This window comes from Paenochrobactrum sp. BZR 201-1, from assembly GCF_044987585.2.
In the GTDB taxonomy this organism is placed as follows: Bacteria; Pseudomonadota; Alphaproteobacteria; order Rhizobiales; family Rhizobiaceae; genus Paenochrobactrum; species Paenochrobactrum pullorum.
The window spans coordinates 1-15,954 of sequence record NZ_JBJDRZ020000046.1 but is presented as its reverse complement, the minus strand read 5'-3'; the positions used below and the strand labels follow the sequence as shown (position 1 = coordinate 15,954).

Below are 15,954 nucleotides of genomic sequence, written 5' to 3'. Positions count from 1 at the left end.
GTCTGGGGCTTCTAACCCCTCAAGTCATCACTGTCAAGCGAAAACTTGCAAGAAAATCATTTACTTAGCAAATAATTGATTTTCTTAATTCTCTGCTACATTTAGTGAATTTCACAAATCTGTCGTAGAGAAGGCTTACTAATGTCATTCCCGCCAAAGAGTCAAGCACCGCTCTTAAAAAAGATCGTTTTTCATAAAAATCCTGCAAAAAAGTCTGTTTTCATGCCTTATCAACAGGCCGTCATCACCTATATTATGCAAACAACGCTTGTTTTTATAAGAATCATCTAAAATAAATGAATTACCAATCCTCTCTGCTATACATTATATACATATCGAACTTATGCCTTCCTCCACATCCATCCGTAATTATATATTGTCTTAAATATCGTTAGCGAAGCAAAGCGATTCCATTTCAGCTGAATCGTCATTCTCCATGCTAATCTCCTGACCAATCAGCGCGTCAAATAAATTATACCGTAAGATCAGGCTGGCCGACTAAATTACCTTTTATCAAATGGCTTTACCGCTTGGCGCAAAAACTCCACCATTTTTTCTGCGGCCAATGACAAAGGCTGTGTGTTAGGTGTCAGTAACCAGACATCAATCAGCGTTTCAGGTGAAATTGGCCGTCGCACCAGTTGAGTGTCTTTATAATCGAGCCCTGCAAAAGCTGGCACAATGGAGATTCCAACGCCGTTAGCTACAAAACTGCAGGCTGTTTCCGACAAAGGCACTTCAATGCGATTGCGCTTTTGCACGCCTTTAATCTGGAAAGCGCGATCAATCGTCATCAAGGAGCAATCATCGCGCGGCAACGAAATAAACGGATCATCGCCCAGATCGCTGATGCTCACCACATCTTGCTTGGCAAGCGGATGATCAGGCGGCAACACACACACCATTTCGAACCGCATCAATATTTCCGCATTCACACTGGCGTGTTCATAAGGCAAAACACTAAGACCTATATCGACCTGCTGCGATGCAACCAATTCAAGAATACGCGGGCTTTTATGACTCTGAAGCGTTAAATGTAAATCGGGTTGCTCAACAAAAAGGGGTGCTAAAGTCTGTGCCAAATAGCGTGTGGCGAGCGCCGCAGGTGCAGCCAGACTCACCTCGCCCCATTCGCGATTGCGCACCGCACTTGCAATACGGGCAATGCGTTTTGTGCCGGAAAACATTCTCTCTACTTCAGACGCCAGCATACGCGCTTCCAATGTTGGCACCAAACGGCCACCACTGCGTATAAACAACTGAAAGCCGCAATTATCAGCAAAGCTGCGCAGTAATTTGCTTACCGCCGGCTGTGAAATCCCTAAAGTTTCCCCTGCCCGTGTAACCGACCCGGTTTCCATCGTTGCATGAAATGCTTCCAACTGCCTGATATTCATTTCTTAATACCGTTCAAACGATTCTATATAACCTTAGGTTATAATGGCAGGAGAAATATGAATTTGACAATCATGTAAGTGAGGCGTTGATAATCATCCCGTAAGCCTGAACCTTCAGGCTGGGGAGATGAAGTCGCAGCACCGGATTTTTAGAGGATTTTCCGGCTGTGCAGGAGGGAGCCAATCATCATGAAGTCCGTTGCCAGTTTAGCCCTGTTAGCACTGATTGCTACAGCACCGGCGCAAGCCGCAACATTATCCGTGTGCATTGAAGGCGCGCCGGAAACATTCAATCCGGAATTGAGCAGCAATGGCACCACCCTGTTTGCACTGGGCCAAATTTATGATGGTTTGGTGTCGGTGGTCACAGGGTCATCGGAAATTCAGCCGAGTTTGGCTGAAAGCTGGACCGTTTCCGAAGATGCACGCACCTATACATTTAAATTGCGCGAAGGTGTCAAATGGCAATCCAATGCCAATTTCACTCCAACCCGTGATTTCAACGCCGATGATGTGATCTTCACCTTTCACCGCATGATGGATGACAAACATCCTTACGCGAAAGTCAATGGCGGCAATTATATCACCTTCAACACCAAGCTGGCCGATGCATTGGAAAGCGTGGATAAACTTGACGATTATACCGTCAGTTTCACACTGAAAGAACCGCTTTCGCCATTTATCGGCATCATGGCACACCAATCACTCGCCATCACCTCGGCAGAATATGGCGACGCCATGCAAAAAGCGGGCACATTGGATGCCTATGACACACAGCCTATCGGCACCGGCCCCTTTGCTTTGCAGGCCTATCAAACCGGTTCTATCCTGCGCTTCCTGCCATTTCAGGAAACATGGGGCGCAATCATTAAAGATGACAGCCGCACACCGAAAGTCGATACTGTTGTCATGGCTGTAACACCGGATGCATCCACACGTTTACAACGTGCACTGGCAGGAGAATGCCTTATCGCGCTTTATCCAAATCTCGCAGATAAAGAAACGATCGAAAACAGTGCGAACCTCAATCTGGTTCAGTCACCTGTCGCATCGACCGGTTTTATCAATTTCAATATGAAACAAGAAAAATTTCAGGACAAGCGTGTACGTGAAGCTTTGGCACATGCGATCAATATGGAGCCATTGGTCGAAGTGGTTTATAATGGCATGGGTACTGTTACCGGCTCGCTCATCCCGTCAGCCTTATGGGGACATGACAGTTCGATCAAACCGCATGAATATAATCCGGAAAAAGCCAAAAAACTGTTGGAAGAGGCTGGCTTTAAAGACGGCATGACCACCGAGCTTTGGGCGGTGCCGGTTTCTCGTCCTTATATGCCGAATGGTCGCCGTGCAGCTGAAATGATTCAGGCAGATTGGGCTGCCATCGGCGTCAAAGCTGACATCATCACCTATGAATGGGCTGAATATATCCAGCGTTCGCGTGCTGGTGAGGCGCAAGTCGGCATGTTCGGCGGCATTTATGATTTTCCCGATCCAAGCCAGATTCCGAACAATTATTTCACCTGCGACTCAAGCGGCAAACCAAGCCCGTCCAATATTGGCGCATGGTGTGATGCAGATTTTATCAGCCTGATGAATGAAGCCGGTAAAATCACCGATCAAGCAACCCGTGAGAAGCTCTACAAGCAAGCACAGTCTCGCTTCCACGAAGAGGTTCCTGCTGTCATTCTTGGTGGTGCGGATACGATCACTGCTGTTGCGAAAAACGTCAAAGGCTTTGTGCCTGAAATTTTCGGAACCAGCCGTCTTTCTGGTGTCAGCGTTGAATAAACGCATTGCTTAAAATCGTACATAGTCCGGCGGTTTGATGCCGCCGGATGCAATTTTTCTTTAAAACAAAAGTCGGGAAACTCTATGCGTGTTCTGATCATCGGTGCAGGTATTTTAGGTGCCAGCACGGCCTATCACCTCTCCCGTAAAGGTGTTGAAGTTGAACTGATCGACGAAGCCCATCAAGGTAAAGCCACGATGGCTGGTGCGGGAATTGTCTGCCCATGGGCGACAAAAATGGAAGACGGCGAATGGTACGATATGTATGCCGCCGGTGCCCGTTACTATGAAACACTGGTCAATGACCTGAAAAGCTTGGGCGAGACTAATCTCGGCTATGGCAAAGTCGGTGCATTGGTTGTCGCTGAAGACAAAAAAGAATTTGAGGAAGCGGCTGCGCGCATTGAGCGCCGCGTGAAAAATGCACCGGAAGCCGGTGAGGTTCGTCGTCTCACTCCGGCAGAAGCACGTGAAAAATTCCCGCCTTTGCGTGAAGATTTAGAGGCAATTTATATCTCCGGCGGCGCGCGCGTTGATGCACGTCTCTTGGCTGCGGCCATGATACGTGCCAGTGTTGCCATGGGAGCCACATTCAGAAATGATCATGTCTCGCTGCGCTGCCAAGATGGTCGTGCCCAATGTGTGAGCAGCAATGGCGACATAATTGAAGCTGATGAGATCATCGTCACCAGTGGTGCATGGGCCGCACAAATCCTTGATCCATTAGGCATGAAGCATCCGGTTCAACCACAAAAAGGCCAGATCATCCATCTTGGACTGCCCGGTGTTGCTACCGCCAAATGGCCGGTGCTTTTACCAATGAGCAGTCATTATATGTTGGCTTTTGACGATTCACGCGTGGTGATCGGTGCAACGCGCGAAGATAATTCCGGTTTTGATTACCGCATCACCGCAGGCGGTCAGCATGAAGTCTTAAGTGCTGGTCTTCAATTGGCACCCGGCCTTGCCAATGCAACCCATATCGAAACCCGTATCGGCTTCCGTCCTGCCCCGCAGGAAATGAAGCTGGTGTTAGGCCGTGCACCTGAAATTGAAGGTCTGACCATCGGCAATGGTCTGGGTGCGGCAGGCCTCACAATCGGGCCTTTCGCCGGCAAATTGCTCTCGCAGCTTGTTACCGGCGAAACACCGTCCGTTCCCCTCGAAAGCTACGCTGTCTGAACCATAAGCGTAATCTATTTTTAATGTATCTGAAAGGAAATTCCATGATTACCCGTCATCGCCAACATCGCATTATGCACGGCGCGGTCGAACATAATGGCGTGATCTATGTCGGCGGTCATGCGGCCTCCGACATTTCGGTCGGCATGAAAGAACAGACACAGCAAACTTGTGAAAAACTCGACAGCATTCTGGCAGAATGCGGCTCCGACAAACATCACATTCTATCTGCCCGCATTTATCTGAGCGATATGAGCTGTAAGGAAGAAATGAACGAAGCCTGGCTGGAATGGCTGGATGGTAAAGATTTGCCATCGCGTGCCACCATCGGCGGTGCGGATCTTGGCGATCCAAAACGTCTTATTGAAGTGGTTGTTATCGCCGCTAAAAAATGAGCCTGACCGAATGGAAGGGGTATCCCCTTCCATTTTTTATCGCAATGGAGGAGCAAGGCGATGATAAAAGACCCGGCACACAAACCAACCCATATGGATGACCGCTATAATGTTGCTGGTGAAAAATACACAACCATGCGCGGCATAGAGCGCGATGCACGGTTGCGTTTGTCGGAAATGTGCTGGAATTATTTGTCATGCGGCACAGGTGACGAAGTTACCTTGCGCGAAAATATCATCGCTTTTGACGATTACCGTTTTGAAGCCCCGCTTTTTGCCGGTGTCAGCAATCCCGATACCAGCACACGCGTTCTCGATATTGATTTAAGTTTTCCGGCCTTTGTAGCCCCATTTGGCGGTGGTGAAAGCGTTTTCCATCCCGATGGCCATTTGGCGCTGGGGCGTGCAGCACAAAACATCGGCATCAGCCAGATGGTACCGGTAGCAGCCTCCCATTCGCTGGAAGATGTTGCCAAAGCATCCTCGGTGGCCACCATCTTCCAAATGACTTTTGCCGGTGATGAAGAAGCAGCTCTTGATATGATCGAGCGTGCGAATGATGCCGGTTATCGCTATATTTGCGTAACGTATTCGCCAATCCGCCAATGGCGCGAACGGATGATGGAGGATCGTTTTTCAGTCCGTGGTCAGGGCCCCGCAGCCAATTTCGGCAAAGGAAAATCTGATCCCGCTGCTCTGGAAGAATTGCTGAACTTCACCAAACCACGCTGGACATGGAAACAGGCCGAGCATGTCATTCAACGCTCAAAACTTCCCTGCATTGTCAAAGGTGTCGCTTCTGTGCGCGATGCTAAAGCCTCAATAGATGCGGGCGCTATAGGTCTTTATGTTTCCAATTATGGTGGCCGCACTATTGACCGCACACCGCCTGCCATCCATGCTTTACCGCATGTGCGTAAAGCTGTTGGCGAACAAGTGCCGATTATCTTTGATTCCGGCATTCGTCGCGGCAGCGATATTGCTTGCGCTATTGCGCTTGGTGCCAATGCTGTGGCGCTTGGCCGTGTGCTGGCGCTTGGACTTGCTGCCGATGGTCAGGCAGGTGCCACCAGCGTCTTGCAGATTTTACAAAAAGAGTTCTGGACAACGCTTGGCCATCTCGGCTGTTCCAACGTTTCCGAGCTTAATCAGGACGTGCTTTTCAAAGGCTTTTAACAGTTTAATCGATCCGTTGGATTATAATATCAAACGGAAGTTCATGAATTTATGAGGTAGTTACGCCCCTCTTGGGACAAGCCAGCGCTCAATGCGCTGGTTTTTATTTAAATCTTTCCTTAAACTTCTATAAAATTCTGATGAAAATTACCTTAGATAAAATTTTAAATATAAAAAGAGCGATTAATCAGCACGAATATTAATCATAAAAGAAGCTGATACTTCAATTGTGTTGAATATCCAATTTAATTCCATAAGTATTTCCATACAAGTAACGGAGTTAGCCACATGTTCCTTAATCATACGTCAATTCGTTCTGTCCTTATGACGAGTACAGTTGCACTTTCCATATTTGCAGCACCATTAGCATCACAAGCCTGTACCCGACTTGTTTATGAAGGGAATAATAACGAAGTTATTACCGCTCGCTCAATGGACTGGAAGGTCGATACCGAAACCAATCTATGGATTTTTCCACGTGGTATGGAACGCAATGGTGAAACCGGTGCTAATTCATTAAAGTGGACATCCAAATATGGCAGCGTCATTGCATCCGCTTACGATATCTCAACAACCGACGGCATGAATGAAGCGGGTCTTGTTGCCAATATTTTATGGCTGGTTGAATCCGAATATCCGAAACAGGACGACTCCAAACCAGGTCTAACCATTGCTGCATGGGCGCAATATGTGCTCGACAATTTTGCAACAGTGGAAGAAGCCGTTAAGGAAATGGAAAAAGAGCCGTACACAATTGTCACTGACGGCGTACCGGGCGAAGAACGCCTAGCCACGCTGCATCTTTCAATCTCAGATGCCAAAGGCGATAGTGCCATCGTCGAGTATATCGACGGCAAACAAGTTATCCATCACAGCAACAAATACAATGTGATGACCAATTCGCCAACATTTGACCAGCAGCTGGCGCTGAACAGCTATTGGGAACAAATCGGCGGCACCGTTATGCTTCCAGGAACTAACCGAGCAGCGGACCGTTTTGCCCGTGCTTCTTTCTATGTCGATGCACTGCCAAAAAATGAAAGTCCAGACATTGCTGCTGCCAGCGTTTTCAGTGTCATCCGCAATGTGTCAGTGCCTTACGGCATCAGCACACCTGACGAGCCGAATATTTCTTCCACTCGCTGGAGAACTGTCGCCGATCATAGCCGCATGCTCTATTTCTTTGAATCAGCGCTCACCCCGAATACATTCTGGGTTGATATGAAGAACTTGGATTTCTCGAAAGAAAGCGGCAAAGTGCAAAAGCTTGATCTGGGAGTAAACCAAAGCAATATCTTTGCCGGCAAGGTCAACGATAATTTCAAAGAGTCCGAGCCATTCAAGTTTCTTGGTGTTGAATAAGTTTTAAACATAATCTTAGCCGGATGATCTTCATGGATTATCCGGCAAAATCATATTGTAATATAACTGTCAAAAACTCGTCATTGCAGCGTTACAAAACTGTCCTATCAGACTTCACAACGAAGAATGATGGTAGTTTGATGCTTTACGATCCAACGGCACAAGAAAAAATTGCAGTGAGCGTAAACGGGCTCAGCCTCGCTTATGGCAAAACCACAATTTTAAACAATATCAGCCTGATGCTGCCAAAAGGGCAAACTCTAGCACTCCTCGGGCCTTCCGGTTGTGGAAAAACCACACTTCTGCGTTTGCTGGCAGGTTTGCTAACACCAACCAAAGGCGATATCAGCATCAATGGCACGATGGTGGCCGATGCCAAGTCCGGCCTGTTTTTGCCACCTGAAAAACGCCACCTCGGCATGGTGTTTCAAGATTATGCACTCTGGCCGCATATGAGTGTGGAAGGTAATATTTCTTTTCCCTTAGAAATGCGCGGCATCAACCGCAGTGATCGCGAAAAACGCGTGAAAGTAGCGCTTGAGCGTGTCGGTCTTGGTGGCTTTGAAAACCGTTCCATCAGCGATATGTCCGGCGGACAGCAACAACGTGTCGCTATTGCCCGCGCGATTGTTGCCGAACCTAAAATCGTACTGTTCGACGAACCGCTTTCCAATCTCGACCGCGAATTGCGCGAGAATATGGTCAGTGAACTCAAGCAGTTGGTGACCAATTTAGGTCTTACTGCCGTTTACGTAACCCATGACCAGAGCGAAGCTTTTGCTCTTGCCGATCAAGTTGCGATCATGCGTGCCGGTATCATTGAACAATTGGCCGACCCGCAAAGTCTGGTGGCACATCCGGCAAGCACACAAGTTGCCGACTTTCTGCGCTTGGGCTGTGTGATGCCGGTTGAATATTGCACGCAGAATTACAAAATTCGCGGTACCAATTATTACTTGCAAGCGCCACATTACCACCAAGACCATAGCCATGTGCTCATCCCGACCCGCGCCATTTCTGCCACGTCCTCCCAAGACGACAGTGTAACGGCCATTGTGTTGCGCTCTCAATTTCGTGGTGATGGCCATCTCACCACTGTACGTATCGGTGATGACACCAACGTCCATGAAGTAACCTATCTCGACCAATTGCCCCGTCCGCAGGGTAGTCAAACGGCATTGGCAATCGACCATAGCCAGCTGCGCTGGTTTTCCAATTAATCAAACTTTTACCCGACATCTCAGGAGAATATGATGAAGAATAAGCTGTTTGGCGGCGGAATTGCACTCGCCCTGACTTTGCTCAGCTCCACCGCTGCTTTTGCCGATATCACCGTTTATTCGGCAGGCCCCGGCAGCCTGATTGAAAAGCTGGCGGCGGGTTTTAATGAAAAAACAGGCACCAAGGTTCAGGTCTTTCAGGCTACAACCGGCAAGGTCATGGCACGTATCGAAGCAGAAGCTGCCAATCCTGTGGTAGACGTGCTGATTTCCGCCTCTTGGGACACAGCAACCGATTTTGCCAAGCGCAATTGGCTGGTGGCTTATACAAGCCCGAATGCCGTCAATGTGCCGGACTTCCTTAAAAACGAATTTGCGGTCGCACAGGGCGTTTCGGCACTTGGTATTGCGTGGAACCCGAATAGCAGAACTCCAAAGCCTTCCGAATGGGCAGACCTTGCCAAGCCGGAATATAAAGATCTGGTGAATTTGCCGGATCCAGCACAGTCAGGCGCAACCTTTGAGCTGGTTGCTGCACTTCAGGCACAAAGCGGCTGGGATCTGTTTAAAAAACTCAAAGCCAATGGTGCCAATGTTGCAGGCGCCAATGCTGAAGCGCTCAACCCTGTTTTACAAGGTGCAAAAGCAGCCGTCTTTGGAGCAGTTGACTATATTTCGCTCTCCAGCAAGGCCAAAGGCGAAGCCATTGACGTGATCTTCCCGCCAAGCGGCACTGTAATTGCGCCACGTCCGGCCATGATCCTCAATTGGTCAAAAAATCAGGATGAAGCGAAAGCTTTCATTGATTACATGCTGTCTGACGAAGGCCAGAAAATGGTGGCCAACACCTATCTGATGCCGTCACGCACCGACATTCCGGCAAACCGCCCGCTGATCAATGATCTTAAAATTCTGACCGTTGATGCGGAAGCCGTTTATGGCAAGCGCGACGAAACCCTTAAAGAGTTCAACGCAATTTTCGCCAACAAATAACACCTGAAGAGCATGAGATGCGGGAGGTTTGTGCACTTCCCGCATCTGATTTTTTCAATTGATACTGGAAATGAAGATGCAGATTAAAAATGCAAGCCTGCAAAATCCACTTGGTTATTTTGCCATGGCAGGTCTGTTACTCGTTGTAGCGGTTCCCTTTGTTTTTATCATCCTGCAATCGATCTTCCCGCAATTAGGCAGTGGTTCGCTGGCCAATCCTTTTTCGCATATTACAACGCTGTTTAACGACCCGCGCCTGTTTCGCATTACCGGAAATACAGTGTTGCTTGGCTTAATGGTGGTCGCACTCTCGGCATTCATTGCTGTGCCGCTGGCAGTTTTTCGTGCTCTTTATAAAGTACCGCTGGCAATATTCTGGGACATTTTAATGCTGATCCCGTTTATGATTCCGCCTTATATTGCCACTCTTGGCTGGATTATGAGCCTGCAACCGCGCGGCTATCTCGAACAGCTTACAGGTTTCAACCTGTCATCTTTCTTATTCTCCGTATCCGGCATGACCTTTGTCATGGCGCTCAATACATTTCCGCTGGTTTATTTTGCCGTCTCGCGCACCATTGAAGCCGTTGGTGCACGCTATGCCGATGTCGGCCGCGTTTTTGGTGCCTCGTCATGGCGCTCGTTTTTCCGCATTACTTTGCCTCTTGCCACTCCGGGTTTAGCTGCAAGTTTGCTGTTAGTTTTTGCCGCCGCAATTGAAGAATATGGTACGCCTGCAGCGCTTGGCCGCCGCTCCGGTTTTGAAGTTCTGGTCACTGAAATCGACCTTCGCGTTTCGGACTGGCCGATTGATCTAGCCGGTGCTGCAGTCTTTTCGCTTGCACTTGTTTTATTGTCCCTTGGCGCGTTTTTGATCCAGCGCTGGATTTTGAACCGTCGTTCTTATGTCACCACTGGTGGCAAACCGCAGGCCAAAGATAAACGCGTATTAGGCAAGCTCACCATTCCTGTTGCCGCCCTTTTTGCGATTGTCAGTTTTATTGCAACCGGAGTGCCACTGCTTGCCATTCTTGCCACTGCTCTCTCCAAAACGATTTCCGGCGGTCTGACATTGTCCAATATCGGCTTTGACAATTTCAGCGCCATTGCAGAAAATTCTGCAGGCGGGATGAAAGCCCTTATCAACAGTCTGTCACTTGGTATTGCGAGCGCACTTTTCACCGGATTGCTTGGTGCGATTGCAGCCTATGCAGTGGTAAAAATGCGTTTTCGTGGCCGCAACTTCCTTGATGTTTTAACCGTTTTGCCAAATTCCCTACCCGGCGTTGTGGTAGCTGTCGGCCTTATTTTGGCATGGAACCAACCGGCTTTGCTGGTCTCACCCTACAACACGCCGTTGATTTTATTGCTGGCTTATTGCTGCATTTTGTTGCCACAGCCAATCCGTTATACAACGGCAGCTTTCCATCAAATCGGCGATAATCTTGAGGCAGCAGCGCGCGTTTGTGGCGCCAGCAGCTTTACCACCTTCCGCCGCATCATGCTGCCACTGATCGCGCCAAGCCTGATCACGGCAATGTTGCTGGTTTTTGCCGTTGCCACCCGTGAGCTGGTCGCCTCGGTGTTGATTGCACCGGTAGGCATGCAAACCATATCCATCTTTATCTGGCGCCAATTCGAGCAAGGATCGGTCGGCCTTGGCATGGCAATGGCACTCATTGCCATTATCATCACCACGCTTCTTCCGCTGCTGCTGCTCACTTTGTTAAAGGGCAAAAAATTCAACCTCTGACTACAGCTGAAATGTTTAGTCGGCTAATGTTTGAAACCATTGGGTCACTTTGTTATAGAAATGTTTCAATATGGCGTTTCATGCCTGTCCTTCATCTTTAAACGGAGAGTAAAATGTCGGTTGATCAGGCATCCGTCAAACATTGGTCAAAAGTGGAAATGCTGGCGGAAACCGTCAAAAATCCCAATATTCATATTCGCGGCCAGCACAGCTATTATAGCGGCGCATGGACCGGCACATTTGAAGAAAGTGTCGTCCGCTATCATTATGGTGATGAATATAGTCTGGCCACGTGGGAGCCAATGTGGGAAATCGACCAGCTTCATATTGGCGACTATGTCTGCATTGGCGCAGAAGCGGTCATTTTAATGGGCGGCAATCACACCCACCGCACCGACTGGTTCAGTCTTTATCCGTTTGTAGATGTCATTGCCGATGCTTATATCGGCAAAGGCGATACGATCATTCAAGATGGTGCATGGATCGGTATGCGCGCTATGATCATGCCGGGCGTGACCATCGGCGAAGGTGCGATTATTGCCTCCGGCGCCATCGTCACCAAATCGGTTGCACCCTATACAATTGTCGCCGGCAACCCTGCACAACCAATCAAACAACGCTTCCCCGCAGCCACCATCGAACGCTTGTTATCACTTGGCATTTATCAATGGGACAAACATAAATTTGATGCGCTCCGCGCTCAAATCTGTGCCGATGATATTGATGCATTGGTGAAAGCATCCGAAGCATACGATAACCAGCATTAATAAAAAAAGCCCCGTGAAGGGGCTTTTTTTCAGCAATTTTCCAAATTCAGTCGGCTTTTAGTTCGCGTGGATTTGGCAAAAATGCTGTCAGCACACCAATTACCGGCAGAAATGAGCAAAGCAGGAACACAAAAGAAATTCCTTTCCAATCTGCCAAAACGCCCAGTGCTGCCGCCCCAATCCCACCAATGCCAAAAATAAACCCAAAAAACAGACCGGACACCATACCAACACGTCCAGGCATTAACTCTTGGCCGTAAACCACAATTGCCGGAAATGCAGACGAGATAACAAAACCGATGATCACGGTGAGAATAACCGTAGCCGTCAAGCCCACATGTGGCAGCAATAATGTAAACGGCAGCACACCTAAGATAGACACCCAGATCACCAGTTTACGCCCCAAACGGTCACCAATCGGTCCGCCGGAAATAGTACCGGCTGCAACGGACGCAAAAAACACAAATTGTAAAACCTGCGCCGATTTAATCGGCAGTTCAAACTTCTCCATCAGGTAGAATGTGTAGTAGCTGGTAAAACTTGCCAAATAGATATACTTGGAGAAAAGCAATGCAATCAAAATAGCCATTGCAATGCTGACCTGACGTTTGGTCAAAAACGGATGACGTTCAGGCACTGAAGTTACGGCTTTTCGGGTCAATCCATTGGAACGATACCAAGCGCCCAATGCCGACAACAAAATAATCCCGCCAAGTGCAGCAATGGCAAACCACGCCAAGCCGGTTTGACCACGCGGCAGAATAATAAACGCTGCGGCCAAGGGCCCAAGGGCTGAACCAAAATTGCCCCCCACCTGAAACAAGGATTGCGCAAGCCCGTGTGAACCACCCGAAGCCAACCGTGCGATACGCGACGTTTCAGGGTGGAAAATGGACGAACCCAAGCCCAGCAAAACCGAACCCAACAGCAACCAGCCGTAGCTTGGGGCAAAAGCGATTGCCAACAAACCGCACATAGATGATACCATGCCGAAAGGTAACAAAAAGGGCATTGGATGTCTGTCGGTATAATGGCCGATAAATGGCTGAAAGAGTGACGCTGTCAGTTGGTAAACGAAGGTCAAAATACCGACCTGAGCAAAGCTGAGCGAAAATCCCTGTTGCAAAATCGGATACATCGCCGGCAGCAAGGCCTGCAAAAGATCATTAAGAAGATGTCCTGCACTTGCGCCCAAAAGAACAGGAAAAGCAGCTTTTGCTTTTATCGGAACAACAGAAACAATTGTATTTGACACGGTAGCTAAACTTTCATTCTCATAACAGGCCTTGGTCGCCTGCTTTTTTGCAATTGATTGCGCCATACACTTTTTTCATGATACAGAAGGCATTAGACCCGCCACTAATGTTGGGTCAATCAATTACTTGATCGGGTCAAATTTATGCGTCATATCCACATTGACCAAGTTGATCATATCGGCCGTCCGGTTGTTGCTATCGGCAATATCTATCCCGACGGTCATTCTATTGCCCCTCACCATCACCGTCGCGGGCAATTAATGTCGGCCATTTCCGGTTTGATTGTTTTAACAACACCAACAGGTACATGGGTCATGCCTCCGCAACGAGGCATGTGGATTCCGCCATGCGCAACGCATAATGTTCGCATGGTCGGCACAGTCACCATGCAAAGTCTTTATATTGAACCAGATGCCATTCCTGACATGCCTGACATGTGTCAAGTCGTCAGCATTTCACCCTTTGTGCGCGAGTTGATTAATGAGGCATTGGATTTACCTGTAGATTATGAAACACATGGTCGTGTCGGCACATTGATGCAGCTGCTTTTATATGAAGTGGCGCAGTTGCCGCCTCTTCCGCTTTCACTGCCATATCCAAATCATACCATGCTGGCTACGCGCTGCCGTACTTTCATGCTCGCACCCAATATTCATGAAACAATTGATGAATGGTGCGGGACTTTGGGCATGAGCCGACGCACATTCACAAGGCTATTTCGTCGTGAAACCAGTATGAGTTTTAAGGCATGGTGTCTGCAAGCCTGCCTTTTATCGGCCATCCCGCGTCTTGCCAGCGGTGAACAGGTTACTAATGTGGCATTAGATTTGGGCTATGAAAATCCGGCAGCTTTCACATTGATGTTCAAGCGTGCTTTCGGCAGCCCGCCACTCAGCTATCTGGGACTTCGCAACAACAAGTAAAAGACGCTAAACAGATAAGCATGCAAATCGTATTTTGCATGGAACCAACGGCTGCCTAATTGCCGTTTTTAATCCCTAATCCATCCAGGAAAGGGTTTTCATGACTTCCGTTCTTGCTCCGGGCTTCTCTCCATTGCCCTTGCTTTACCTGTCGCAGATTTTGCTCAAAATACCCAAACCTTCAGCGCCGGCGACAGTTCTTAGACGTCTCAATATCCTGAAGGTTTTTCGCTTGATCATATATTTGCCAACAGTATAGGTGGTATCATCGACGTAAGCACATCGACCATGGACAATGGCAACGGCAATATTACATTTTTAGTGCATGTCTCCCAAAAGTGGGAACCGGTTTTGGGATAAAGACATGCGTAAAAACAAAACGCTAGAGCGAGCACAGTGGATACGATTAAGTGAGACACACTCTAGAACATCGCGATTCCGGTGATATTGCAGACATCGGCGAAAGAAACCAACAAGACTATCTTAGATGAATTCATAGCTGCCATAGCCGTGTTGCCATCAATCTGCTGCATCCGAAGTGAAAGCACGTGCAGGTGCCTAACCATCTGAATAAAACTATACAGATATCCTTACAATCATTGAAAAACGAAAATAATTTTATGACTAGATTTGTTATTGTCTATCTATAATTTTTCAGGCTGATCTTTCTGCGTTACCATCATATCGCAGACTGGTAAAAACTGATTTAAACAAGATATCCAGCACGTGCTGTAGATGTATTATCTGGCCTTGCTAATTGATTTAGTGCCCCTTTTTGCCCTGAACGCAAAAAATCCCCGCCGGTCAGCTGACAGTCGGGCCATGAACTTTCGTTCATAAAAATGCATAATCCTTTTGCACCATAAGAGGCTTCGTCGCACCGTTGAGAGAGCTTCGCGCTTGTGTATAAGGGAAACTGCCTCATATCTTATACTACGCGTTTTGTCGGCATCGACATATCAAAATCGACTTTGGATATTTGTGTCTACCAGATGAGCGATCAACCTGCTTTGCCAACTCTACTGCGGGTCTTGCCGATCTGCTCGTTTTCCTGAGTGTATTTGAAGGGATCGAATGTCTCGTTCTTGAGCCAATAGGTGGTTATGATCGCTATACAGTCGAAGCCTTGCAAGCAGCACAACTGCCCATCGCCAAGGTCAATGCCAAACAGATCAGACAGTTCGCGCGAGCCTGCGTGCAACTTTCCAAAACAGACAAGATCGACCCCTTCATTCTTGCTGATTATGCACGGCGCATAGAAACAAGAATTCTGTCTCAGCGCTCCTCTTGGAAAAGTGCTCTGGCAGACTTGCCGGAGCTTGGATTTATCGGGAAAGGGCAGGATTGCCAAGCTGGTTGGTGTGGCACCACCTAACCGCGATAGTGATTTGATGCGGACAAACGGGTGATTGCCGATGGCAGAAAACATCTGTGTGATGCGCTTTAAGTTGCAGCTCTACCGCCATCCGCTTCGATCCAGCGATGAAAGCGTTCTTCACAGGTCTGAAAGAACAGGGGAAACCAGCCAAAGTAGCGCTCATGCACAAAATGATCATTATTCTCAATGCAAGAATGCGAGACCATAACGCAACGGTGCTTGACACCTAACACCGTTGCTTTTTTATTGTGCTTATTGCAAATTTTTGATTGCGGAGCATACTGTACTTTCTTCGTAAAAGTGGAGAGGCGTTTTATATTAAACAGCCGTTCTCTCGAACTGAACTGTGCTCATATAG

General features: G+C 48.1%; 12 protein-coding genes and 1 pseudogene. 11 read left to right on the top strand and 2 right to left on the bottom strand.

Features of this window, described 5'->3' with window-relative positions; all coding sequences use genetic code 11:
• Positions 1 to 503: 503 nt before the first annotated feature.
• Positions 504 to 1,397 (bottom strand): LysR substrate-binding domain-containing protein, encoded by an 894-nt coding sequence (locus ACI0FR_RS16260; RefSeq protein ID WP_374834615.1) that lies wholly within the window; start codon positions 1,395 to 1,397, stop codon positions 504 to 506.
• 189 nt (positions 1,398 to 1,586) lie between these two features.
• On the opposite strand from ACI0FR_RS16260, the gene ACI0FR_RS16255 reads away from it, so the two are divergent.
• From ACI0FR_RS16255 to ACI0FR_RS16215, 9 genes are all read left to right on the top strand, one after another.
• A complete protein-coding gene (locus ACI0FR_RS16255) occupies positions 1,587 to 3,191 on the top strand; it encodes an ABC transporter substrate-binding protein (RefSeq protein ID WP_374834613.1) in 1,605 nt (534 codons plus the stop codon).
• 84 nt (positions 3,192 to 3,275) lie between these two features.
• Positions 3,276 to 4,373, top strand: coding sequence for an NAD(P)/FAD-dependent oxidoreductase (locus ACI0FR_RS16250; RefSeq protein WP_404908980.1), 1,098 nt, complete (start codon positions 3,276 to 3,278; stop codon positions 4,371 to 4,373).
• A gap of 44 nt (positions 4,374 to 4,417) precedes the next feature.
• Complete coding sequence (locus ACI0FR_RS16245) at positions 4,418 to 4,768, top strand: RidA family protein (RefSeq protein ID WP_374834609.1); 351 nt, start codon at positions 4,418 to 4,420, stop codon at positions 4,766 to 4,768.
• A gap of 60 nt (positions 4,769 to 4,828) precedes the next feature.
• Positions 4,829 to 5,944 carry an alpha-hydroxy acid oxidase gene (locus tag ACI0FR_RS16240; protein WP_404908977.1) on the top strand — a complete coding sequence of 372 codons (1,116 nt, stop codon included), beginning with the start codon at positions 4,829 to 4,831 and terminating at the stop codon, positions 5,942 to 5,944.
• A gap of 324 nt (positions 5,945 to 6,268) precedes the next feature.
• Positions 6,269 to 7,306: a linear amide C-N hydrolase gene (locus ACI0FR_RS16235; RefSeq protein ID WP_374834617.1), complete on the top strand. Its 1,038-nt coding sequence runs from the start codon at positions 6,269 to 6,271 to the stop codon at positions 7,304 to 7,306.
• A gap of 140 nt (positions 7,307 to 7,446) precedes the next feature.
• Positions 7,447 to 8,526: an ABC transporter ATP-binding protein gene (locus tag ACI0FR_RS16230; protein ID WP_404908974.1), complete on the top strand. Its 1,080-nt coding sequence runs from the start codon at positions 7,447 to 7,449 to the stop codon at positions 8,524 to 8,526.
• 33 nt (positions 8,527 to 8,559) lie between these two features.
• Positions 8,560 to 9,519: an ABC transporter substrate-binding protein gene (locus tag ACI0FR_RS16225; protein ID WP_374834603.1), complete on the top strand. Its 960-nt coding sequence runs from the start codon at positions 8,560 to 8,562 to the stop codon at positions 9,517 to 9,519.
• A 76-nt stretch (positions 9,520 to 9,595) separates the two neighbouring features.
• On the top strand, positions 9,596 to 11,272 hold the full coding sequence (locus ACI0FR_RS16220) for an ABC transporter permease (RefSeq protein WP_404908970.1): 1,677 nt from the start codon (positions 9,596 to 9,598) through the stop codon (positions 11,270 to 11,272).
• Between the two features lie 113 nt (positions 11,273 to 11,385).
• The gene (locus tag ACI0FR_RS16215) at positions 11,386 to 12,039 is read left to right on the top strand and encodes a CatB-related O-acetyltransferase (RefSeq protein ID WP_374834599.1); all 654 of its coding nucleotides are present in this window, start codon (positions 11,386 to 11,388) and stop codon (positions 12,037 to 12,039) included.
• Positions 12,040 to 12,085: 46 nt separating this feature from the next.
• On the opposite strand, the gene ACI0FR_RS16210 is transcribed toward ACI0FR_RS16215, so the two are convergent.
• Complete coding sequence (locus ACI0FR_RS16210; RefSeq protein WP_374834597.1) at positions 12,086 to 13,294, bottom strand: MFS transporter; 1,209 nt, start codon at positions 13,292 to 13,294, stop codon at positions 12,086 to 12,088.
• Between the two features lie 144 nt (positions 13,295 to 13,438).
• On the opposite strand from ACI0FR_RS16210, the gene ACI0FR_RS16205 reads away from it, so the two are divergent.
• Both ACI0FR_RS16205 and ACI0FR_RS16200 read left to right on the top strand, forming a co-directional pair.
• Positions 13,439 to 14,218: an AraC family transcriptional regulator gene (locus ACI0FR_RS16205; RefSeq protein WP_404908966.1), complete on the top strand. Its 780-nt coding sequence runs from the start codon at positions 13,439 to 13,441 to the stop codon at positions 14,216 to 14,218.
• A 923-nt stretch (positions 14,219 to 15,141) separates the two neighbouring features.
• Positions 15,142 to 15,826: pseudogene (locus ACI0FR_RS16200) on the top strand (IS110 family transposase).
• Positions 15,827 to 15,954 lie beyond the last annotated feature (128 nt).